19 protein-coding genes are annotated in these 22,211 nt (G+C 67.1%); all 19 read right to left on the bottom strand.

Annotation, left to right across the window (positions count from 1 at the left end):
- Nucleotide 1: 1 nt before the first annotated feature.
- The 19 genes from AC1U7O_RS01675 to hpf all read right to left on the bottom strand — a co-directional run bounded on the left by AC1U7O_RS01675 (nt 2) and on the right by hpf (nt 22,210).
- The gene (locus AC1U7O_RS01675; RefSeq protein ID WP_479892816.1) at nt 2–907 is read right to left on the bottom strand and encodes an ABC transporter permease; all 906 of its coding nucleotides are present in this window, start codon (nt 905–907) and stop codon (nt 2–4) included.
- 19 nt (nt 908–926) lie between these two features.
- Nucleotides 927–2,249: a CmpA/NrtA family ABC transporter substrate-binding protein gene (locus AC1U7O_RS01670; RefSeq protein WP_479892815.1), complete on the bottom strand. Its 1,323-nt coding sequence runs from the start codon at nt 2,247–2,249 to the stop codon at nt 927–929.
- 15 nt (nt 2,250–2,264) lie between these two features.
- Complete coding sequence (locus AC1U7O_RS01665; protein ID WP_479892814.1) at nt 2,265–3,497, bottom strand: sigma-54 interaction domain-containing protein; 1,233 nt, start codon at nt 3,495–3,497, stop codon at nt 2,265–2,267.
- A 197-nt stretch (nt 3,498–3,694) separates the two neighbouring features.
- On the bottom strand, nt 3,695–5,104 hold the full coding sequence (gene glnA / locus AC1U7O_RS01660) for a type I glutamate--ammonia ligase (RefSeq protein WP_479892813.1): 1,410 nt from the start codon (nt 5,102–5,104) through the stop codon (nt 3,695–3,697).
- A 13-nt stretch (nt 5,105–5,117) separates the two neighbouring features.
- A complete protein-coding gene (glnD, locus tag AC1U7O_RS01655) occupies nt 5,118–7,802 on the bottom strand; it encodes a [protein-PII] uridylyltransferase (protein ID WP_479892812.1) in 2,685 nt (894 codons plus the stop codon).
- A 50-nt stretch (nt 7,803–7,852) separates the two neighbouring features.
- Nucleotides 7,853–8,191: a P-II family nitrogen regulator gene (locus AC1U7O_RS01650; protein WP_479892810.1), complete on the bottom strand. Its 339-nt coding sequence runs from the start codon at nt 8,189–8,191 to the stop codon at nt 7,853–7,855.
- Nucleotides 8,192–8,212: 21 nt separating this feature from the next.
- Nucleotides 8,213–9,430, bottom strand: coding sequence for an ammonium transporter (locus tag AC1U7O_RS01645; RefSeq protein WP_479892883.1), 1,218 nt, complete (start codon nt 9,428–9,430; stop codon nt 8,213–8,215).
- A 166-nt stretch (nt 9,431–9,596) separates the two neighbouring features.
- A complete protein-coding gene (locus AC1U7O_RS01640) occupies nt 9,597–11,372 on the bottom strand; it encodes an NAD+ synthase (protein WP_479892809.1) in 1,776 nt (591 codons plus the stop codon).
- A gap of 211 nt (nt 11,373–11,583) precedes the next feature.
- Nucleotides 11,584–12,846, bottom strand: coding sequence for a GAF domain-containing protein (locus tag AC1U7O_RS01635; RefSeq protein WP_479892808.1), 1,263 nt, complete (start codon nt 12,844–12,846; stop codon nt 11,584–11,586).
- 27 nt (nt 12,847–12,873) lie between these two features.
- Nucleotides 12,874–14,016, bottom strand: a complete 1,143-nt coding sequence (gene aroB / locus AC1U7O_RS01630; RefSeq protein ID WP_479892807.1) for a 3-dehydroquinate synthase — start codon at nt 14,014–14,016, stop codon at nt 12,874–12,876.
- 157 nt (nt 14,017–14,173) lie between these two features.
- Nucleotides 14,174–15,331, bottom strand: coding sequence for a chorismate synthase (gene aroC / locus AC1U7O_RS01625; protein WP_479892806.1), 1,158 nt, complete (start codon nt 15,329–15,331; stop codon nt 14,174–14,176).
- A 17-nt stretch (nt 15,332–15,348) separates the two neighbouring features.
- On the bottom strand, nt 15,349–17,595 hold the full coding sequence (locus AC1U7O_RS01620) for a type IV pilus secretin PilQ (RefSeq protein ID WP_479892805.1): 2,247 nt from the start codon (nt 17,593–17,595) through the stop codon (nt 15,349–15,351).
- Nucleotides 17,592–18,140 (bottom strand): pilus assembly protein PilP, encoded by a 549-nt coding sequence (locus AC1U7O_RS01615; protein WP_479892804.1) that lies wholly within the window; start codon nt 18,138–18,140, stop codon nt 17,592–17,594. The genes AC1U7O_RS01620 and AC1U7O_RS01615 overlap by 4 nt, the downstream gene beginning before the upstream one ends.
- 41 nt (nt 18,141–18,181) lie before the next feature.
- Entirely contained in the window at nt 18,182–18,793 is a 612-nt protein-coding gene (locus AC1U7O_RS01610) for a type IV pilus inner membrane component PilO (RefSeq protein WP_479892803.1), read from the bottom strand.
- A gap of 4 nt (nt 18,794–18,797) precedes the next feature.
- Entirely contained in the window at nt 18,798–19,349 is a 552-nt protein-coding gene (locus AC1U7O_RS01605) for a PilN domain-containing protein (RefSeq protein ID WP_479892802.1), read from the bottom strand.
- Entirely contained in the window at nt 19,346–20,455 is a 1,110-nt protein-coding gene (gene pilM / locus AC1U7O_RS01600) for a type IV pilus assembly protein PilM (RefSeq protein WP_479892801.1), read from the bottom strand. Before pilM ends, AC1U7O_RS01605 begins: the two co-directional genes overlap by 4 nt.
- Before the next feature lie 13 nt (nt 20,456–20,468).
- Complete coding sequence (locus AC1U7O_RS01595; protein ID WP_479892800.1) at nt 20,469–20,693, bottom strand: MerR family transcriptional regulator; 225 nt, start codon at nt 20,691–20,693, stop codon at nt 20,469–20,471.
- 111 nt (nt 20,694–20,804) lie between these two features.
- Nucleotides 20,805–21,671: an RNase adapter RapZ gene (gene rapZ, locus AC1U7O_RS01590; protein WP_479892799.1), complete on the bottom strand. Its 867-nt coding sequence runs from the start codon at nt 21,669–21,671 to the stop codon at nt 20,805–20,807.
- A gap of 14 nt (nt 21,672–21,685) precedes the next feature.
- On the bottom strand, nt 21,686–22,210 hold the full coding sequence (gene hpf, locus AC1U7O_RS01585; protein WP_479892798.1) for a ribosome hibernation-promoting factor, HPF/YfiA family: 525 nt from the start codon (nt 22,208–22,210) through the stop codon (nt 21,686–21,688).
- Between the last annotated feature and the right edge of the window lies 1 nt (nt 22,211).

Below are 22,211 nucleotides of genomic sequence, written 5' to 3'. Positions count from 1 at the left end.
GTTACTCCTGATAGGTCACGAGGCCAGCCAGTTTGTTGAACCCGGAGTCCAGGATCACGCCCACCACACCCACCACGAGGATGGCGAAGATCACGCCCGCGATGTCCAGGTTGTTCCACTCGATCCAACTCAGGTAACCGACGCCCAGCTCTCCGAGCAGCATCTCCGCCGGCACGACGGCGACGAGGGCGCTCCCGAACGAGATCCGCAAGCCGTTGACGATCGTGGGCGCCGCGCCGGGCAGGATCACCTTGAACAGGCGCTTGATCCAGGAGAGCTGGAGGATCGCCGCCACGTGCAGGTAGTCCTTCCGCAGCGAGCTGACGCCGAAGGCCGTCGTCGCGAGCGTCGGCCAGAGGGCGGCCATGAACACGACCAGCACGGCCGTCCACTTCGGGTCCTTCACCGTGTAGAGCAACAACGGCATCCAGGCCAGGGGGGAAATGGGCTTGAGGATCTGAATGTAGGGGTTCACCGCCCGATACAGCGACCGATTCAGGCCGAGCAGGACTCCCAGCACGATGGCGACGAGGGAGGCGGCCAGGAACCCCGCCCCGAACCGCGACACCGTGTAAAAGACCAGGTACGCGATCCCGTGATCGTTGGTTCCCTTCTTGACGAAGGCTTCGGTCAGTTCCGTCTCGGCCTTCTTCAGGACCGCCAGAGGGCCCGGTACGCCCTTGACCTTTTCCTTCTCGGGGTTCCAGGCATAGCCGCCGTCCGGCAGGCGGACGATGTCCCCGTTGAACTCCATCAACTGCAATTGCTCCTCGCTCAGGCCCCTCGGATCGAAGGCGCCCCGGATCGTCGCCAGGTGCCAGATCACGAGAAAGATGACCAGGATGGTCCCGGAGATGATCCAGGTGTCCAGCCTCCCCGCCGGCTGCCCCCGCAAGACGCCGATCATCGTGCCCTCCCTTGTCGCTTCACGCCATGCTGTGGATCTTGAAACTCTTGACGTAGGCCTCCGGCTGGTCTGGGTCGAAAACCTTGCCCATGATGGTGTGCTTGGTCGAGGTGGCCGTGTGGGTCGGATAGCCCAGGGCCTTCGCCACGCGGTCGCACTCCGAGGCCAGGTAGACCTGCTCGGCCACCTCCTTGTAGTTCAGGTCGCCCTTGACATGCCCCCAGCGCTTCATCTGAGTGAGGATCCAGACGGCCATCGAATGCCAGGGGTAGGGGTCAAAGTCGATGCGGTCCGGGACCTTCTTGATCGCGCCGAGCCCGTCGGCGTAGGTGCCGGTGAGCACCTGCTCCAGGACGGTGACGGGTTGGTTGAGGTAGTTGGTGGGGGCGATCGCGGCGGCGATTTCCTTCCGGTGCGCGGGGTTGGACGCATAATGGGTCGCATCCACGATCGCCCGGAAGAGCGCCTGGAAGGTGTTCGGGTAGGTCGTCGCAAATTCCTTCGACACCGTGAAGGCGCAGCAGGGGTGCCGGTCCCAGATTTCCTTCGACAGCTTGTAGATAAAACCGACGTTCTCGTACACCGCCCGCTGGTTGAAGGGGTCCGGCGCCAGATAGCCATTGACGTTCCCCGCCTTGAGGTTCGCGACCATTTCCGGGGGCGGCACCACCCGGATCTGGACGTCCTTGTCGGGATGGACGCCACCCTCGGCGAGAAAGTACCGGAGCAGGTAGTTGTGCATGGAGAAGTCGAAGGGCACGCAGAACCGGAAGCCCTTCATGTCGGCGGCCGTCTGGACCCCCTTGTGCTTGATGTGCAGGGTGATCGCCTGGCCATTAATGTTCTCGACGGCCGGCATGTAAAACGGCACGGGCAGCGAGCCCGCCCCGAGCGTGATGGCGAGCGGCATGGGGGTCAGCATGTGGGCCGCGTCCACCTCCTTGTTGATCGCCCAGTCGCGGATCATGGCCCAGCCCGCCGCGCGCTTGACGGTAGCGTTCAGACCGTGCTTTTTGTAAAAGCCCAACGGCTCCGCCATGATGATGGGGGTCGCACAGGTGATCGGAATGAAGCCGATGCTGAGGTCACGCTTCTCGGGCTTCCCCGCCGGGTCCGCCGCGAAGGCTGTCACGCGGCCCAGCGGCAGCACCTCGGCGATCAGGGCGGCGAGCGCCGCCCCACCCAGGCCGGCGAGCAACTGGCGGCGCGTGGGGCCCGCGGCCCGGAGCACGGCCGCCACGACCGACTGCTCGACCGTACGCGCGAAATAGGCCTCGGAGGAGAGCTCCGCCCCCCGTCGCGACCGTTCATCCTCCATGCGGTGTTCGTCGTGTCCGTTCATTCCGCCCTCCCTCGTTCATCCGAGTTTGCCTTCCCGAATGCCGTACTTCCTGATCTTGTAGGACACCTGCCTGGGCGTCAGCCCCAGCATCCGCGCGGCACGGGTCTGGACCCAGCCGACTCGATTCAACGCCTCGAGCAACCGCCGCCGGTCGATCTCGTCGAGGGTGTCGGGATAGGCCTGGCCCCGATCCCCCTCGCCCGTGCCGACCCGCCGCCGGTTCTCCACCCCGGTCACGTGCTGCATGTCCGTGAAGTAGGCCCGGAGCGCCGGTGGGATCGTGGAGAAGGTCACCGTCTCCTGCTCGGCGAGCACCACCAGCCGCTCCACGCAGCTCTGCAACTCCCGCACGTTTCCCGGCCAGTGGTAACGGCCCATGAGGGCGCGGACCTCCGAGCCGATCACGACGTTCCGCCGGTTCTCCCGGTTGGAGTGGGCGAGGAAGTGGTCGATCAGCAGCGGAATATCGGCTCTCCGTTCCCGCAGGGGCGGGAGCGTGATCGGCACGACGTTCAGCCGGTAGTAGAGGTCCTCCCTGAACGCCCCGGCCTGCACCATGCCCTCCAGGTCCCGGTGCGTCGCGGAGATCACCCGGACGTCCACGGCCAGTCGCCTGGTGCCTCCCACCCGCTCGAAACACTTGTCCTGGAGCACGCGCAGGAGCTTTACCTGCGTGGTGGGCGGAATATCCCCGATCTCGTCCAGGAACAGCGTCCCGCCGTGGGCCGCCTCGAACCGTCCCCTTCGCAGTTGCACCGCCCCGGTGAAGGCCCCACGCTCGTGCCCGAACAACTCGCTCTCCAACAGCGTCTCGGCGACGGCCGCACAGTGGAAACGGACGAAAGGCCCGCCCGCCCGCGGTCCCGTGCGATGAATGGCCTCCGCCACCAGCTCCTTGCCCGTCCCGCTCTCCCCGCGCAACAGCACCGCGGCCTGCCCGTGGCTGACCCGCCGGATGGCCTGATAGACCTGTTGCATGGCCTCGCTCCGGCCCACCAGGGCCGGATGGGGGCTCGGCAACGCCGGAGGGCCGCTCCCCGCGTCAAGCGGCTCCGGCCGGTCTTCCGGCAGGGCCGAAGCCGGTTCGAGCCGGCCCCGGACCTCGCCGAGCCTGGCCTCCAGCAGCGTCACGGCCCTGCTCACGCGAGGCTGTGGCGGGGCCGGCGCGCGCAACGCCGCGAGGACGGCCTCCAACGCCGCCGCCTCTTCGCGTAAGTGACGCTCGACCGGGTCCATGAGGTCACGCACCAGATCCCCCGCCGCCGAGTTGCCCCAAAGAAAAAGGCGCCAGTCGGCCGGCGAGGGCACCGGATCACGGTACCCCCGCCGGAGCTGGCGCCTTTGCCAGTCGGCCCGCCGCTGCCTGGAGCGACGGTCACCCTGCCCGACGACGTTGTCGGGCGACGGTCGCTGACGATTGCGGACGGCCGCCCGTCCGCTTCTCCCTACACGTCGTAGTACATGAAGTACTCGTACGGGTGCGGGCGGAGCCGGAGCGGATCCACCTCGCGCCCGCGCTTGTACGCGATCCAGGTTTCAACGAGATCCTCCGTAAAGACGCCGCCCTTCAGGAGGAACTGGTGATCCTTCTCCAGGTTTCGCAGCGCCTCGTCGAGGCTACCCGGCATCGTCGGGATGCGGGCGGCCTCCTTGGGCTCGAGGTCGTAGAGGTCCTTGTCCATGGGCTCGCCCGGGTCGGTCTTGTTCTCGATGCCGTCCAACCCCGCCATCAACATGGCCGCGAACGCCAGATAGGGGTTGCAGGCCGGGTCGGGGAACCGTACCTCGATCCGCTTCGCCTTCGGGCTGGGCGAGTACATGGGGATACGGATGCCGGCGGAACGGTTTCGGCTCGAATAGGCCAGCAGGACCGGCGCCTCGAAGCCCGGAGTGAGCCGTTTGTAGGAGTTGGTCGTCGGGTTCGTGAAGGCCGCCAGGGCGGGGGCGTGCTTGAGGATGCCCCCGATGTAATGCAGGCAGAGCGAGGAGATCCCCGCGTACTCCTTGCCCGCGAAGAGGGGCTTGCCCTCCTTCCAGATGCTCTGGTGCGTGTGCATGCCGGAGCCGTTGTCGCCGAAGATCGGCTTCGGCATGAACGTCACGGTCTTGCCGTGACGCCGCGCCACGTTCTTGACGATGTACTTGTACATCATCATCTTGTCGGCCATCGAGACCAGGGAGTCGAACCGGAGGTCGATCTCCGCCTGGCCGGCCGTCGCGACCTCATGGTGATGCTTTTCGACGGGAATGCCGGCCTTCTGCATCTCCAGGATCATTTCGCTGCGGATGTCCTGCTGCGTGTCGATCGGCGCGACGGGGAAGTAGCCCTCCTTGTGGCGGATTTTGTTCCCGAGGTTCGCGCCGTCCTTGCCCGCGTTCCAGACTCCCTCCTCGCTGTCGATGAAGTAATAGCCGCTGTGACTGTCCTGGTCGTAGCGGGCCTGGTCGAAGATGAAGAACTCCGCCTCGGGCCCCCAGTAGGAGATATCGCCGATCTTCGTGCTCTTGAGGTAGCGCTCGGCCTTCTGGGCGATGTTGCGGGGGTCGCGGTCATAGGCCTCCCGCGTGATGGGGTCCATGACCGTGCAGACCATGCTCAACGTCGGGGCCGCCGCGAAGGGGTCCAGGGTGGCGGTCGCCGGGTCCGGGACCGCGAGCATGTCGCTGTTGTGGATCGCCTTCCAGCCCCGGATCGATGACCCGTCGAACCCCGACCCGTCCTTGAACAGGCCCTCGTTCATCTCCTCGACCGGAATGGAAAAGTGCTGCCAGGTGCCGAGCAGGTCCACGAACTTCAAGTCCACGACCTGGACCCGGTTCTTCTTCGCGAACTCCATGACTTCCCGCGGATTCATCGCCCTCCTCCTTTCATCCCAACGGACGTGATGAGTAAACCCCCGACGAAACGCGTTCGGCCTCGCTGTCGCGTTCGGCCAGGAACCGATCGATCTCCGCGACGAGGGTCGTGCGGATCGCCTCGAGCCGGGCCGGGTTCCGTACCTTCTCCCCGCCGAGGTCGGTGACGTAGAAGACGTCGGCCACTTGGTCCAGGCGCGTGGAGATGCGCGCCGCGTGGACGGAGAGGCCGAGGTCGAAGATAGCGCGCGTGATCACGTACAGGAGTCCCTGCCGGTCGTCGGCGAAGATGTCCACGATCGTGAACCGGTCGGACGTCTCGTTGTCCACCTGCACTTCGGTCGCCTGCCGGCTGGCCGGCAGCCGGCGTGCCGGCGTGAGCCGATGGCTCCGATCGAGCAGATGCTCGACCGTATCCTCCCCCTTGAGGATCCGCGCGATGGTCCGCCCGATGCTCTCCCGTCGTTCCTCCGGCGGCTCCCCGGCGTAGTCAAGGTCCTGGACCTGGAAGGTATCCACGACGACGCCGTCGTTCCGGGTCACGATCTGCGCGTCCAGAACCTGAAGACCCTTCGCCGCCATCACGCCGGCGATCTTCGAGAAGATGCCCGGCACCAGGCTGTTGAAGGTGATGACCGTGTACTCGCAGGTCCCCAGCGCCCCGTTGAACCCATGCTCGACGAGCACCTCACCGGGCGCCAGGCGCGCGATCGCGGTGAGGTGGGTGGCGATCCTCGCCGTCGCCGTTCCGAACAGGTACCGCAGGGGAAACTCCTCGAGCTGCGCCTCGACCCAGCCCGGCTCGGGCGGCATCCCCGCCGCCCCCGCCATGGCCTGCCCCACCTGATCGGCGAGGTGCTTGACGCGCTCAGGGCCGCTGGCCGCGTCGCGGTCGCCGGACACCTCGGGCAAGGTCCGCAGGTAGAGCTCGATCAGCAGGGACTCCTTCCACTTCGTGAGCACCCCGGGTCCGACGGCGGCGATATCCGCGGCGGTCAGGATCAGGAGCTTGCGGAGGACCTCGGGGGTGCCGACCGCACGCGCGAAGGGCAGCAGCACCCGATCATCGTAGGGGTCGCGGCGGAAGGCGGTGTGAGCCATGAGGAGGTGCCGGTGCACGAGAAAGACGAGCGTCCGCGTCTCCTGCTCGTCGAACCCGAGGGCGGCCGCCGCCTCCTCGGCGATGGCCTTCCCCACCTCGCTGTGGTCCTCCTCCCGCCCCTTCCCCAGGTCGTGAAGGAGGATGGCCAGGTGGAGGAGGTCCTTGCGGCGGATCTCCCGGTAGACCTCCCCCAAGATCCCCCCATCCTCCGTGAGGGCTTCCGCCTTCGCCACCGCGAGCAGGCTGTGCTCGTCCACCGTGTACTTATGGTACTGGTTGAACTGCATGAGCCCGCGGACGGTCGCGAACACGGGGATCACTTTCTCCAGGAGATGCGCGCGGTGCATCGCCTCCAGAGTACGCGCCACGGCGCCGGGCCCCGCGAGGATACGCAGGAAGATCTCGCTGACCTCCGGCGTCCTGAAGACCTCGGCGGCCATTCCGTCCACGTGCCGGTGGATGTCCTCCAGGCAATGGGTGTCGATCGCCAGACCGCGCCCCTGGGCCAGCTCGAACAACCGCAGGAGCCGGGCCGGGCTGTCGAGCACCTGGGTCCGCAGCTCCTCGGGCACCGTCAGCACCTGGCCTTCGACCGTGAAGACTCCCTCCAGGCGCGGGCGCGGCAGGAATCGGACGAGCCGGCGCCAGACCGGCACGCGGCGGCACCGGTTCAGGAACCGCTCGCTGATCTCGTGCAGCCCCATCGTGTGCCGGTAGTACTGCTGCATGAACTGTTCGACGGCCAGCAGGTGGGGCCGGTCCTCGAACCCGAACTGACGGGCCAGCCAGACCTGTTCGTCGAAGGACAGGATCTCCTGGGCCATCCCGGCGTGCGCGTGCAGAAGCGCCCGCACCCGCCAGAGGAACTCCCGAGCCTCGACCAGGGCCCGGTAGTCCTGCCGGGACAGGATGCCGTGGTCGGCCAGGTCCTGGACGGTGGCGGCGTGGTACCGGGCCATGCCCGCCCACTGCATCACGTGCAGGTCGCGCAGGCCGCCCTTGCTCTTCTTGACGTTCGGTTCGAGCAGGTAGACGGTTTCCCCGAACTTCTCGTACTCCTTCCGCCGCTCGGCGATCTTCTGTTCGAGGAAGCGGTCGATCCCCCGGGATACGACGCGGCGCAGGTACCGGCGATGGAACTCCTGGAAGAGCTGCGGGCTGCCGGCCAGGAAACGGGCTTCCATCATAGAGGTACGCGCCGTCAGGTCCGAGGAGCCGAGCTCGATGCAATCCTGAACGGTCCGCAGGCTGTGCCCCACCTGGAAGCCGAGGTCCCAGAGATGGTGCAGGACCTGGCTCGACAGGGCCGCGGCCAGCCGGCCCGTGTCCGGCCGGAACAGGAACATGAGGTCGATGTCCGAGTGGGGCGCCAGCTCGCGGCGGCCGTACCCCCCGAGCGCGACGAGGCAGCAGCCCGGCAGCCCGACGCCGCCCTCGTCCCCGAGCCGCCGCACAGCGTTCCGGTACCGGCCGATGATCAGCCCATCCACCAGCTCGGCGAACGCAGCCATGACCTCCCCGCCCGAGGCGCCACCCAGCAGCCGGCGGGCGATCGTCTGGCGATGCTCCGCCAGCGTGGCGCACGCGGTTTCCATGTCCGCGTCGCGGGCCAGCCCGCTCCGGGCCTCCTCTCCGGGGAAGGATGTCACAGCGCGCTCTCTCCCGCCTCGCCGGTCCTGATCCGGACCGCCATCGCCAGGTCCCGGACGAAGATCTTGCCGTCGCCGATGCTGCCGGTCTTGGCCGTCCGGGTGATCGTCTCGATGACCCGCTGGACCTGACCGTCGGTGACGGCGACCTCGATCTTGACCTTGGGCACGAATTCAATCGTGTACTCCGTGCCCCGGTAGGTCTCCTTGTGTCCCTTCTGCCGGCCGAACCCCTTCACCTCGGTGACGGTCATGCCCTGGACCCCGATCTCCAGGAGGGCATCCTTGACCTCGTCCAGCTTGAAGGGCTTGATGATCGCCTCGATCAGCTTCATACGACCTCCCGGCTCTGTGGGCTATGAGTAGGCGCGCTCGTTGTGCTGGGTGAGGTCCAGGCCCACCGCTTCTTCCTCGGGGGCCACGCGGAGCCCCGCCACACCGTCGACGAGCTTGAGGATCAGGTACGTTCCCACGATGGAGAAGAGGGCCGTCGCCAGGACCGTGATCGCTTGAATGCCGAACTGGGCGGGGTTGCCGAAGAAGAGACCGTCCGCTCCAGACGGATTGACCGCCTTCGACGCGAACAGGCCGGTGGCCAGCACACCGACGATCCCCCCGACCCCGTGGATGCCGACCACGTCGAGCGAGTCATCATAGCGGAGTTTCCCCTTCCAGACAACGGCGAAATAGCAGAGCCCCCCCGCAGCGAGACCGATCACGAGCGCCGGCAGGACCCCGATGTAGCCCGCCGCCGGCGTCACGGTGGCGAGCCCCGCCACCGCACCGCTCGCCAGTCCCAGGACGGTCGGCTTGCCCCGATGCACCCATTCCACGACCATCCAGGCCAGCCCCCCCACCGCCGCGGCCGTGTGGGTCGCCACGATGGCCCCCGCCGCCACGGCGTTCGCGCCCAAGGCGCTCCCGCCGTTGAACCCGAACCAGCCGAACCAGAGCAGGCCGGTGCCCAGGAGCGTCAGCGGCAGGCTATGGGGCGCCATGTATTCGGTGCCGTAGCCGCGCCTGGTCCCCAGGACGATCGCGCAGACGAGGGCGCTCATGCCCGAGCTGATGTGCACGACGGCGCCCCCGGCAAAATCGAGGGCGCCCATCCGGCCGAGCCAGCCGCCTCCCCAGACCCAGTGGGCCAGGGGACAGTAGACGAGCAGGGACCAGAGCCCCGCGAACAGCAGGACCGCGCTGAACCGCATCCGTTCGGCGAAGGCACCGGTGATCAACGCCGGAGTGATCGCCGCGAACATGAGCTGGAAGATCATGAAGGCCTGGTGGGGGATGCTCCGCCCGTAGCTCGGATGGGGCTCCGCTCCGACGCCGGCCAGCCCCGCCCAGTCGAGACTGCCGATGACGCCGCCCTTGTCCGGCCCGAAGGCAAGGCTGTATTCGAACAGGATCCACAGGACCGTGACCAGGCACAGGATGATGAAGGACTGCATGATCGTGCCCAGCACGTTCTTGCTCCTGACGAGCCCCCCGTAGAACAGGGCCAGGCCCGGCACGATCATCGCCAGGACCAGGGCCGAGGACACGAGCACCCAGGCCGTGTCCCCGCCGTCCACAGCCTTGGCGACCTGCAGCGCCGGCGCCTCCTGAGCCCAGACGGCGCCCGCCCCCGCCACGGTCAGGAATCCCGCCGACAGGCCCTCGATGCCCCACCGTCCGCCTCGCCTCACAGCATCCTCCTTTGCGCGGCGCCCCGCCCCGACGAGGGGGCCCTCGGGCGCCTCAGCCGCTCTGGTACCCGTTGGTGATCGGCATCCGGCGATCCTTGCCGAACGCCCGGTGCGTGATCTTGATCCCGATGGGCGCCTGACGCCGCTTGTACTCGCTGCGGTCCACCATCATGATGACCCGCGTGACGGTCTCACGGTCGAACCCCAGGTCCACGATCTCCTCGAGTGATCGGTCCTCCTCGACGTAGGCCTGCAGGATCGGGTCGAGGACGGCATAGGGCGGCAGCGAATCCTCGTCCTTCTGGTTTTCCTTCAACTCCGCGGTCGGGGCGCGGTCCAGCACCCGCTTGGGAATCGGCGGCGTCGGCCCCCGGCGGTTCCGGAGCCTGGCCAGGTCGTAGACCATCGTCTTGGGCACGTCCTTGATGACGGCGAAGCCACCGGCCATGTCGCCGTACAGCGTCGCGTAGCCGACGCTCAGCTCGCTCTTGTTCCCCGTCGTCAGGACCAAGTGGCCGAACTTATTGGAGAAGGCCATCAGCAGGTTGCCCCTGATCCTCGCCTGGAGGTTCTCCTCCGTCGCGTCCCGCTCCCTGCCCCGGAAGGAGGGGGCCAGGGTCTTGAGGTAGGCCTTGAACGTCGCGGTGATCGGCACCGTCCGTACCGTGATGCCCAGCCGCCGCCCCATCTCGGCCACGTCCTCGCGGCTGTGCCGCGAGGTGTAGGGCGACGGCATGAAGAGGCCCAGCACGTTGGCGGCGGAGAGGGCGTCCACGGCGATCACTGCCGTGAGCGCGGAATCAACGCCCCCGCTCAGCCCGATGACGACCTGGCGAAATCCGTTCTTCCGCACGTAGTCCCGGACACCGAGCACCAGCGCCTGATAGACTTCCTCCAGGCGATCCAACGGCTCGATCAGCGCGGGGACGAGCCGGGTGCGCGCCCGCCGTGGCGTCGCGAGGGAGACCGCCACGCGCTCGATGGAGGCGGAGCGGCCCAGCCCCCACCGTTTCCTGGCCTGTCCCACCCGCGCCCTGGCCACTGCCGCGAGGTTCAGGTCGGCGACGAGCAGCTCTTCCTCGAAGGCCTTGCCGCGCAGGATCACCTCGCCGTTCTGGTCCACGATGCGGCTGTTCCCGTCGAAAACCAGCTCGTCCTGCCCGCCCACCTGGTTGGTATAGGTGATGATGACGCCGTTCTCCCGGGCCCGTGTGGCGAGCACCTGCTCGCGCAACCGGCTCTTGCCCACCGTGAAGGGAGAGGCGTTGATGTTGAGGATGACCTCCGCCCCGGCTGCAGCCTGGTATCGAGTCGGGCCCTCGGGGAACCAGATGTCCTCGCAGATGTTCACCGCGAGCACCGTGCCGTTCAGCACGACCAGCGGCAGCCGGCGTCCCGGATGGAAGTACCGGCTCTCGTCGAACACCCCATAGTTGGGCAGAAACCACTTCCAGTAGGTGGCGACGATCCGCCGGTCGCAGATCACGGCCGCCGCGTTGTAGAGCGCGTGCCGGCCAGCCGGCACGACGGTCGGATGACCGGGCTCGGGCTGGGCCAGCCCCCCCTCGCCGACGTAGCCGACGACCGCGGCGATTCCCCGACAGGATCGGGCCACCTCGGCCAGGGCCCGGCGGTTGTCCTCCACGAAGCGGGGCTTGAGCAGGAGGTCCTCCGGGGGGTAGCCGGTGACGGCCAGCTCGGGGAAGACGGCCAGCTCCGCCCCCGCCAGGCGGGCCTCCCGGAGCCGGCGGCGGATCTCCTTGACGTTGCCGGATAGGTCGCCCACCGTGGGGTTCATCTGGATCAGCGCCACCCGCAACCGCCGCATCTCGGGGCTCCGTCACCCGGGCGAACAAAAAAAAACGCCCTCATTCCCTCACCGGGAAGGAGGACGTCATTGTCCTGCTCGACCTGAACTGCCTGCACCTGCGGGGGAAACGACATTGTCTCCCCGCCGCGGAGTGTCCGGCTTATAACACCCGCCGCCGCGGCCTGTCAAGCGGATTCTGGGGAGAACTACCGGGTCAGGCCGGTGCCGGTCATTTCTTCTCGGCGGGCCGTGGCTCGATGTCGCCGGCAAGGAGGATGGCCTCGGCGATCTCCCGGACCGACTTGCGAAGATCCATGCTCTTGCGCTGAATCAACCGGAACGCCTCCTCTTCCGACAACGCCTGCGATCGCATGAGGTACCCCTTCGCCCGCTCGACGAGCTTGCGCACCTGGAGCGCCTCCTGCATCTCGAAGGACTTCTCCATCAGGGTCGTATGCTCGATGGCGATGGCGGCCTGGTTGGCGATGGCTTGCAGGACCTTGATCTCCTCGGCGGAGAAGCGGTGCGGGACGGAGGTGTAGCTGTTGATCACCCCGATCACCCGGTCGCGGACGAGCATCGGCACGGAGAGCAGCGAGCAGAGGCCCTCGCGGCGCGCGATTTCCGGGTACATGTATTCCCGCTCCTGCGTGACGTCGGGGACCACGATCGGCCGCCGCTCCTGGACCGCCCGTCCGCTGATGCTCTGTCCCACTTTGAGGTTCGGCTTGCGCCGGTATTGCTCGCTGAGGCTCTGGGTGGCCGCGATCCGCATCTCGCCGGTCTCCTGGTCGAGCAGCATGAGTGAGCAGATCTTCGAGTTCATCATCTGGGCGGTCATGGTCACGATGAGCTGGAGCACGTCCTCGATCAGTCGGTTGGAGGCCACGGTTTCGGACACCTGCGAGAGGGTGTCGAGCTGCAGGGCCTTGCGCTTCATCTCGGCATACAGCCTGGCGTTCTCGATGGCCCCGCCGACCTGGTTGGCGATGGTTGACAGCAGGGCCAGCTCGTCCGGCCGGTACCGCCTGGGACGCTTGTGCTGCACGTTGATGACGCCCACGACCTCGTTCTTGGCCATGATGGGCACCGACACGAACGCCTGGTAGCGGTCCTCGGGCAGGTTGTGGAAGAACTTGAAGCGCGGGTCGTCGTTGGCGTTGCTGGGGATGACCACCCTCGTCCGCTCGCGGGCCACCCACCCGGTGATGCCCTCCCCCAGGCCGATCGTGATGCGGCCGATGAGCTTGGGGTGGGGGTTCTTGGACGCCCGCAGGATCAGCTCCTCCCGGCTCGGCGATAGGAGGTAGAGCAGGCAGGCGTCCGCCTTCGTCACCTCGACGACGACGTCCACGATGTGCTTGAGCACCGCCTCGAGGTCCAGCGTGGCGTTGATGGTCTCGCTGATGCGGTGCAGGACCTCGACCTCACGCGACTTCTCGCGCAGGGCCCGCTCGAGCTGCTCGGTGGATTGCACGCGATTGGTCGCCATACCGGTCTCGCTGACTCCCGCGCCCCCTCAGACCGCCGGGGCTCCGGCCCGGCCCCGTCCCCTCCGCCGCACCGCCCCGGCCAGGCCCGCGAACCAGCCGCGGACCTGCGCTCGTTCGAGGGGCGCCACCACCACTTCGCCGATGTGGCGGGGCAGCACACAATGCACCCGCCCCTGCGCCACCTTCTTGTCGTGCTGCATCGCGGCCCAGAGCTCGACGAAGGAGACCGCCGGCGCCCGGTCGGGCAGTCCGGCCTCGCGCACGAGCGCGCGCTGGCGCGCCACCACCTCATCGGAGCACAGGCCGAGGTGCCGTGCCAGGTCCGCCTCCTGCACCATGCCGATCGCCACCGCTTCCCCGTGGAGGAGGGCCCGGTAGCGCCCGAGCGCCTCCAGCGCATGGCCGATCGTGTGGCCGTAGTTGAGGATCCGGCGCCGGTCCGACTCCCGCTCGTCCGCCCCGACGACCTCCGCCTTGATCTCGCAGGACCGCGCGATCAGCCGCAGCACGGGCTCCTCGTCCATTTTGCGGATCGCCGGCATTTGCCGCTCGAGGAACGCGAAGAAGGATTCGTCGGCGATGACCCCGTACTTGATGACCTCGGCCAGCCCGGCGGTCCACTCCCGCGGGGGAAGCGACGTGAGCGTGGCAGGGTCGATGAGCACGGCGCGGGGTTGATGGAAGGCGCCGATGAGATTCTTGCCCAGTCGATGGTTGACGCCCGTCTTGCCGCCGACGCTGGAGTCCACCTGCGCCACCAGCGTGGTCGGCACCTGGACGAACGGAATGCCGCGGACGTACAGGGCCGCGGCGAAGCCGGCGACGTCCCCGACGACGCCTCCCCCCAGCGCAACCAGGGAGGAGCCGCGCTCGAACCGCGCGGCCGCCAGCTCGTCGAGAATCCCCGACACGGCCCGCAGGGTCTTGCCCCGCTCGCCCCCGGAGAGCACCAGCAGCCTGGCCTCATACCCCGCCCGCTTGAGGGAACGGAGCGCCGCCCCGCCGTACAATCGGGCGACCGTCGGGTCCGTCACGACCGCGACCTTGCCCGCGAGCCCCAAGCCCTTCAGCCGCGCCCCGAGCTCGGCCAGCAAGCCCGGACGCACGACGATCTCGTAGCTGCGCCGGCCCAGCGGCACAGTGATGCGCGTTTCGGCTTGGTCTTGCATGCGGTCGCGACCGGTCTCCGGTCAAAGAGAGGGCACGTCCGGGAATCGCCGGACATCGGGCTCGGCTTACGCACGGGAACTCGGAGTTGCGCAGTCGTCCGAGAGAGAGGCCGGCGCGGTCAAGCCAGCGCCGGATATTAGCATAGGCGGGCAAAAACTAAAAGGTTTTCACATGGGCCTGGTAGGCGGAGAAGTTACGCTTCATCTCCTCCAGGCTGTCGCCCCCGAACTTCTCGACCATGGCGCAGGCCATTTCGTAGGCGACCACGGCCTCACCGACGACACCGGCCGCCGGCACGGTACAGATGTCGGAACGTTCCACCGTGGCATCGAAGGGCTCCTTGCTCTGAATGTCCACGCTCTTCTTGGGGCTGTAGAGGGTCGAGATCGGCTTCATGGCGGTGCGGAGCACAATCGGCTCGCCGTTGGTCATGCCCCCCTCCAGTCCTCCCGCGTTGTTGCTCGGACGGAAAAACCCACGGCCGGGCTCGTACAGGATGTCGTCGTGGACCTCAGACCCGAACCGGCGCGCCGCCTCGAACCCCATGCCGATCTCCACGCCCTTCATCGCTTGGATGCTCATCAGCGCCAGGGCCAGCCGCGCGCTCAGCCGGCGATCCCACTGCGCGTAGCTGCCGAGCCCGACCGGCGGCGACGTCACCACGACCTCGAACACCCCGCCGAGGGTATCGCCGCGGTGCTTCGCGGTCCGAATCAGCTCGACCATCTTGGTCCCGGCGTCGGGGTCCGGCGATCGGACCTCCGAGGCCTCGGCCAGCTCAAAGCATCGGACGGGATCCTCGGCCCGGCGGGCCACGATGCCCCCGATTTCGACGGTGTAGCTCAACACCCGCATGCCGAACTCCGCCAGGAGCGCCTTGGCCACGCCGCCGACGGCGACCCGGATGGCCGTCTCCCGAGCGCTGGCCTTCTCCAGCACGTTGCGGATGTCGCGGTGGCCGTACTTGATGGCGCCGACGAGGTCCGCGTGGCCGGGCCGTGGACGCGTCACGACCTTCTCGGTCGGCGCGGGACCGGGCTCCGCGGCCATCACGTCCTTCCAGTTCTCCCAGTCTTTGTTCGACACGAGCAGGCCGATCGGACTGCCCAACGTCTTGCCCTTTCTCACGCCGGAGGTGAACTCCACGCGGTCCTCTTCCACCCGCATGCGGCCGCCGCGGCCGTACCCCTTCTGGCGGCGGGCCAGGTCGTGGTTGATCGTCTCGGCGGTCAACGGAAGGCCGGCCGGCACGCCCTCCACGATCGCGAGCAGGCATTTGCCGTGCGACTCTCCCGCGTTCAAGTACCGAAGCATGTGCGCGTCCTTCTCGATCAGGTTTTGACGATGCTGGGGGTCAGGAAGATCAGCAGCTCGTTCTTCACGGTTCGCTCGACCTTGTTCTTGAACAGCCAGCCGATGACGGGGATGCGGGACAACCACGGGATGCCCGTGACGGTGTTCGAGACCTCATCCTGGAAGATTCCGCCGATCACCGCCGTCTCGCCGTCGCGGACCAGAAGCTGGGTTTCCGCCTCTTTCTTGTCGATCGAGGGGCCAGCCTGCGAGCTCTGGGTACCGACCGAGTTCCGGGTGACCTTGAGCTTCAGCAGGATCTGCTTGCCCGCTTCCTTCGGGTCTCGGGACGTGATCTGTGGGGTCACCTTGAGCGACAACAGGGCGTCCACGAAGGTGGTCTGGGTTCCCTGCAGCGAGGTCGTCTGGTACGGCACGGACTGGCCCTGCTCGATCTTGGCCTCGCGCTTGTCGAGGGTCAGGATCTTGGGAGCCGCCACGACCTTGGTCAGGCCGAGCTGCTCCCCCGCCGTCAGCCGCAAGTCCAGGAGCGCCCCGTCACCGGTCAGCTTGCCGTAGGTGAAGCCCAAACCCGGGACGGCCGAGAGCCCGGAGACGACCGCCGGGAGGTTTACGAGGAACTGATTGGTCTGCCCGCCGAAGGGGTCCGTGGTGGTCTGACCCTGGCCGCGGACGTTGGCCACGGCGCCCGAGTTCAAGGTCTGGGTGTTCGAGACCCCCCACTGGATGCCGAGCGAACGGGTGTACGAGGTATCGGCCTGGACGATCCGCGCCTCGATCTGCACCTGCGGCACCTCGAGGTCGAGGCTGCGCGCCAGCTCCACGAGGGACACGACGTAGGATTCCGTGTCCTTGATGATCAGGGCATTGCTCGCCGTGTTGAACGTCACCTGTCCGCGCGGGCTCAGGTACTGCTGGAGCGAGCGATGGATTTCCTGCACCGGGACGTTCTGCACGTACAGCACGCGGGTCACGAGGTCCTCCGCCTTGATCTTGGACTCCTTGGCCTTGGCCTCCTCCTCCTGCTGCCTGGCGATGTTGGCGAGAGAATCGATCCAGACGACGTTCCCCTCCTCGATCTTCCCCAGGTTGTTCATCTTGAGCAACATGTCGAGGGCCTGGTCCCAGGGCACGTTGCGCATATTCATGTTGACCTTGGCCTTGACGCCCTCGCCCACGACGATGTTGAAGCCGCTGACCTCCGCGATGGATCGGAGTACATGGGTGAGCTCGGCGCCCTGGACGTCGAGCGAGATCCGCGGCTTGCTGTAGCGCGGCCGACCGCCTTCTTCCGCCTCGAGCGGGCTCCTCGGATCCGTGGCCATCTGAGCCCTGGCCCCCCCGCCCGCCGCCCCCGCCGGGCGGTCCGGCGAAACCGGAGAGTCGGCGGGCTCGACGCGCCCCGCTCTGGCCTTCGCCGTGGCGCCGCCGCCCGCGGCGCCCGCCGGCTGACGGGGCGGGAAGAGCCGGATGGCCAGGGATCCCGGGCCGGGCTCGACCGAATAGTCGCTCGGCTTGGGCAGATCCAGCACGAGCCGCACCCGGTTGGAATGTTGCCCGATCCTGATCTGCTTCAGCAGGGGGTGATCCACGGGCAACAGTTGGTACCGGAGCGGGGTTTCCACGTTCGCCAGATCGATCACGAGGCGGTCCCGGCCCAACTGCCGGACCTGATAGGCGAAGGCGCCGTCGCCCAGGAGGACCACGCTGACCTCCCCCTCGCCGCGTCGCACGTCCACCTTGCTCATGGTCCGGGCCGGCGGGCCTGCCGGCCCCGTCCCCGCCGTGGCCGTCGCCTCCGGCGACGGCGGCGGGCCGTCGGCGGTCCGCGCCGCCCTCGGAAAGGGAAAGTCCAGGACGAGTTTGTTTCCCTCGGTCCGGACGTCCGGTTCGACGGGGGAGGTCAGGTGGAAGACCACGTGGAGGCCCGGCCTGGGCTGAAGGACCTCGTTCGCTTGGAACCGAAGGACCGGCGGCTTGTTGATTTCCCCGAGCGTCACGCCAGGGCCCCGCTCCATGCCGGGCAATTCAACGGTCACGGTCGCCGGTTCCAAGTTTGTCGAGAGGGCATAGTTCCACGGAGGAGCCGCCTCCATTTCGACGCGGACGCCGCCGACCGAGTCGGTCACCCGAACCCCCTCGAGTCGACGGGGCTGGGACGCGACGTCCTTGGTCTCCTCGGGCAAGCGGGTACAGGCGAACAGCGCCGGTCCCGCCAGGCACGCCAGAAGACCGGCCGTCAGCGTCATCCGCACCCGGGTCATTCGGCCCCCTGCTTCTGACGCAGGTGTTTGACGTGCTGCCGCACCTGCTTGTTGCCGTAGGCGTCGGAGAATTGTTCCCGCACAACGACCGTGTTCTCGGTGACGAGGGTCACGACCCCGTCGTTGGGCCCGACGCGGCTCCCCTGGCGGATGGTATAGCCCTTCCCGTCGGGAGTCTGCACCATGGCCGTGTAGCCGAACCCCCCCCACATAATGCCGATCAGGTTGATCTCGCTCACGTTCACCCGCTCGAGCGGCGGGAGGGTGACGTTCTCGCCGATCCGCGGCTTGCCCTCGAGCTGAATGATCGGCGCGAAGGGGTCACGCCGCCCCCCGTGGTCGTAGAAATACCCGCCGCCTGCCTCGGCCTTCGGCGGCTCCGACACCGGTCCGCCGCCGGCCTGGCCCGACGGAGCCCCGGCGACCGCCGTCGCAGGATCGGCCGGCGCCCCGAACACTTCCGGCGAGGAGCCCTGCACCGCGACGAACGCCATCGCGGCTCCGATCAGCCCGCCCCGCCGCGTCAGCCCGCTCCCCCGCTTCATGTCGTCCTTCCCGTCGTGTCGGTCTCTCCCGTTTCCCCCGCTCACTTGGCCGGGGCCTGCGGGGTCGCCCCATCCGGATGGGAGGCGAACGCGGTCAGCTCGAAGGTGGTCTGGATCACCACCCGATCCCCCTCGCGCTTGGCGCCGCCCATTTTCAAGTCGGAGACGTTGACGATCCGTTCCATTTTCCCGATCCGATCGAAAAACAGCGCCGCGGTATGGTAGCCGCCCGCGACTTCGACCGAGACCGGCATCCGCACATACAGCTTGCGGGGATCCTCCGTCTGCGGTCCCGGCTTCCACAGCCGGATCTCCAAGCCCAGCCGGGTCCCCGTCTCGGACAGTTGTTTCAGGAGCGTCACGGCCTCGCTCTCCGGCGGCAACTTGGCCTTCTTCGTCTCCAGTTCGAGCTCGAGCTGCTTGTTCGCAGCCACGAGCTCGTCCAGGTGCTTGACCTCCAACATCAGACCTTGCATTTCCTTGTCCAGCGCCTCCACTTTCTGACGGAGCTGCTCCTCCTGTGCGCGCTTGCCCTGCCAATCCAGGTAGTAGAAACCCGTCAGGAGCCCCGCGATCGTCAGGCCCACCAGCGCCGCCCTCTGGCCGGCCGGCACTCCCCGGAACGCTTCCAGGTCGACCTTGGGCCACTCCATGCCGTCATCCCTTGACGGTCAGGTCCACGCGGAACTGAAAGAGCCCCACCTGCGCCTCCGCGACCGCACGGGACTCGATCAGCCGGACGGTCGCGAAGTACTCGCTCCGGCGCAGCCGGTTGACGAACTCGACGATGTCGTTCGTCGTCAGGGCTTTGCCTTCCACCTCGACGTCGCGCCCCTTCATCGACAACCGGATCAACCAGATCTTCAGGGGATCGAGGCTCCGGCTGACGTGGTCGAGGACCAGCACCGGCCCGCCCCGTTCCTTCTCCAGCAGCTCGATCACCTGGGTCTTCTCCTGGAGGAGTTTCTGATTTTTCTTGAAGTTCTCGACCTGCTTGACCTTGCCCTTCAGGATTTTGATCTGTTGTTCTTTGTCCGTCTTCTCCTGCTCCAGCAGGGCGATCTCACTGCTCAGCGCCCAGGAATAGTACAGGCTTCCGGCCAATGTCAGGACCACGGCCCCGACGACGGCGAGGACCTCGAGCCTCGCATCCCGCTGCTGCTGGACGGCCTTCGGGCGCGGGCCCGGAAGCAGGTTGATCCGAATCATCGATCGCCGACGTACCTGAGCGCGAGCCCGACCCCCACCCCCGCGAGGGGCGCCAGGTCGGCCAGGGCATCTTGATCCAGGCCCGTCGCCGAGGTATCGATCTCTCGGAATGGATCGGCGAACTCGACCGTAAGCCCCATGCGCTCGCCGAGCATCTCCGCCAGTCCGACGACCTTGGCCCCTCCGCCACAGAGCACGATCTTCGCGATCTCGTCGCCGGTGTGGGTCGTCCGGCAGTGATCGATCGAGCGGGCGATCTCCGAAGCGACCTCCGCGTTGACGTTCTGGAGGACGGCGGCCAAGGCGTCCCGGTCGAGACCGGCCGGTCCCGCCCCCTTCTTCGCCGATTCGGCCTCTTCATACGTGACGCCCAGGTCGCGCTGGATCGCCTCGGTGTAGCGGTTACCGCCGACGGAAATGTCTCTCGTGAACAGGGAGGTCCCGCCTTTCAGAATGTTCACGTTCATCACGCTCGCTCCGATGTTGACCAACGCGACGACTTCATCGGGGCCGGAGGGATAGTTGACGTCGTACATGTTCTCGATCGCGAAGGCGTCCACGTCCACCACTACGGGGGTCAGCCCGGCCCCTCGCGCCAAGTCGCTCAACTCATTGACTTTTTCCTTCTTGGCGGCCACCAAGAGCACTGCCATCTGGGGTTGTCCATCCTCGGCCTGTTCGTTGGGGTTCAGGACGTGATAGTCGAGGTTGACCTCGTTGACGTCGAAGGGGATGTACTGCTCAGCCGCCAGCCGAACCTGTCCCTCCAATTCGTCGTCCGGCATGGACGGAAGGGCGATCTTCTTGACGATGACCGCATGCCCCGAGATCGACATCGCCACCTGTTTCAGCTTCACGCCGGTCTCCTGAACCAGTTCCTTGATCGCCGCCACGACCCGACCGGCATCCATGACCGTCCCATCCACGATCACTTCGGGGTCGAGGTACTTCACCCCGAATTTCTGGAGGTGGTAGCGCCCCCGCCGCTCCTTCATCTGCACGAGCTTGATGGCGCTGGATCCGATGTCCAGACCGAGCAGCGGCTTTTTCGGCGACAGGAGGGAGAGCAGGTCCCCTTGCAGCCACTGCTTGAGCGCTCCCACCATGCCGAACCTCTCGTCAGAACGCCGAATTGCGGCGCTGAATCAGGTGCTGAATCTCTTTGATGTTCTGGGGGGTGTAGACCCGCCAATTGCGCCAGTCGCGGGGCGGGCCGCTGATCAGCCCCTCCCGTTCCCACCGGAACAAGGTCGCCTTCGACACATCGAACAGCTTGCAGACCTCGATCGTCTTGTACCGCTTCTTCGAGTCCGCGGCCAGCCGCTTCATGATCGATCCGTTCATGATGGCGAGGACACCTCCCCCAGTCTAGCGGCTGAGTATAGTCAATATATTTTACGTGTCAACCGATTCCGCCGATTTCCGCAGGGGGCGAGGGGACCGCCGGCAAACGGGTCACGCCTTCTCGATGTCGCGATGCCGGACGTGGACGGTGTACCCCCAGTCGGTGAAGTTGGCCTTCAGGCGGGAGGCGATGGAGACGGAACGATGGCGGCCGCCGGTGCAGCCGAATGCGACCGTCAGATAACTGCGACGCTCGCGGTCGAACAGCGGGAGCAGGAATTTGAGCAGGCGCTCCAGATGGTCCAGAAAGACCTCGGCCTCCCGGGTCTCCAGCACATACGCCTGGACGCGCGGATGCTCCCCCGTCAGGGACTTGAGGTCCTCGACGAAGTTCGGATTCCGGAGGAAGCGCACGTCGAACAGCATATCCGCGTCATAGGGAACCCCGTACTTGAAGCCGAAGGTCAGCAGGGAGATGGTCATGCCCTGCCGCTGGTCTTGCTGAAGGTACTGGCGGGCGAGGAGATCCTTGAGATCGTGCACCGTCAGGTCGGAGGTGTCGATGATGCGGGCCGCCCGGGCGCGCAGGTCCCGAAGCCGGTCTCGCTCGTCCTTGACGCCGTCGAGCACGGAGGTCTGCGGCTGGAGCGGGTGAGGCCGCCTCGACTCGGAGAAGCGCCGGACGAGCACGTCGTCCCTGGCCTCGAGGAAGAGCAGCTCCACGGCATACCCCATGGCCTTGACGCGATCCAGGTTGCCGAAGAAGTCCGCCAGAAATCCCCGCTCCCGGATGTCGATCCCGAGAGCCACGTGCCGGACCTCACCTTCGCGTTGGAGGCAGAGCTCGGCGAACTTCGGCAGGAGCGCAGGGGGCAGGTTATCGACGCAGAAAAAGCCCAGGTCCTCGAAGCATTTGATCGCGTGGGTCTTGCCGGATCCGGACAGACCGCTGATGATGACCAGACGGGGCGCCTGCATGGGCAAGGCCGGCCCTACGCCGGCTGCGGGTCGATGAGCTCCACCGCCCCCTCGTCCAACCTCCGCATCACCTGCAGGCGTCTCGACAGGGCATCCCGATACACCAGCAGCGAGCCCGCCGTCTCTCCGAGGCGGCCCGTCGCCTCCTCCCTGGTCAAGACGGGCGGCACGGCGCGTACCGTTCTGATCGTCGGCTCGCCGACGGGCGGCGCGCCTCCGTTGTCGGCGACCTTGACGCCGGCGGTCCGTGCCTTGCGATCGACCCGCTTCTCCTTGCGCTTCTGGATCTGTCGGCCGACCTTGTCCAGCAGTTGATCGATCGAGGCGTACATCTCGGTGGTCGACGCCTTGCTTTGCAGGACCGCGCCGTTGACGGTCACGATCAATTCGGCGGTGTGCCGGTACTTCTCCACCCCGAGCACGACTTGGGTGCTCCCCAGTTGCACCCCATACCGCTCCAGCCGCTTCACACGCGTTTCGATGTACCGTCGCAGGGCCGGGGTGATGTCCACGTGCCGGCCCGTGATCCCTATCCGCATG

This window comes from Candidatus Nitrospira neuquenensis (genome assembly GCF_979578155.1).
This window is presented reverse-complemented; position numbering and strand designations above follow the sequence as displayed.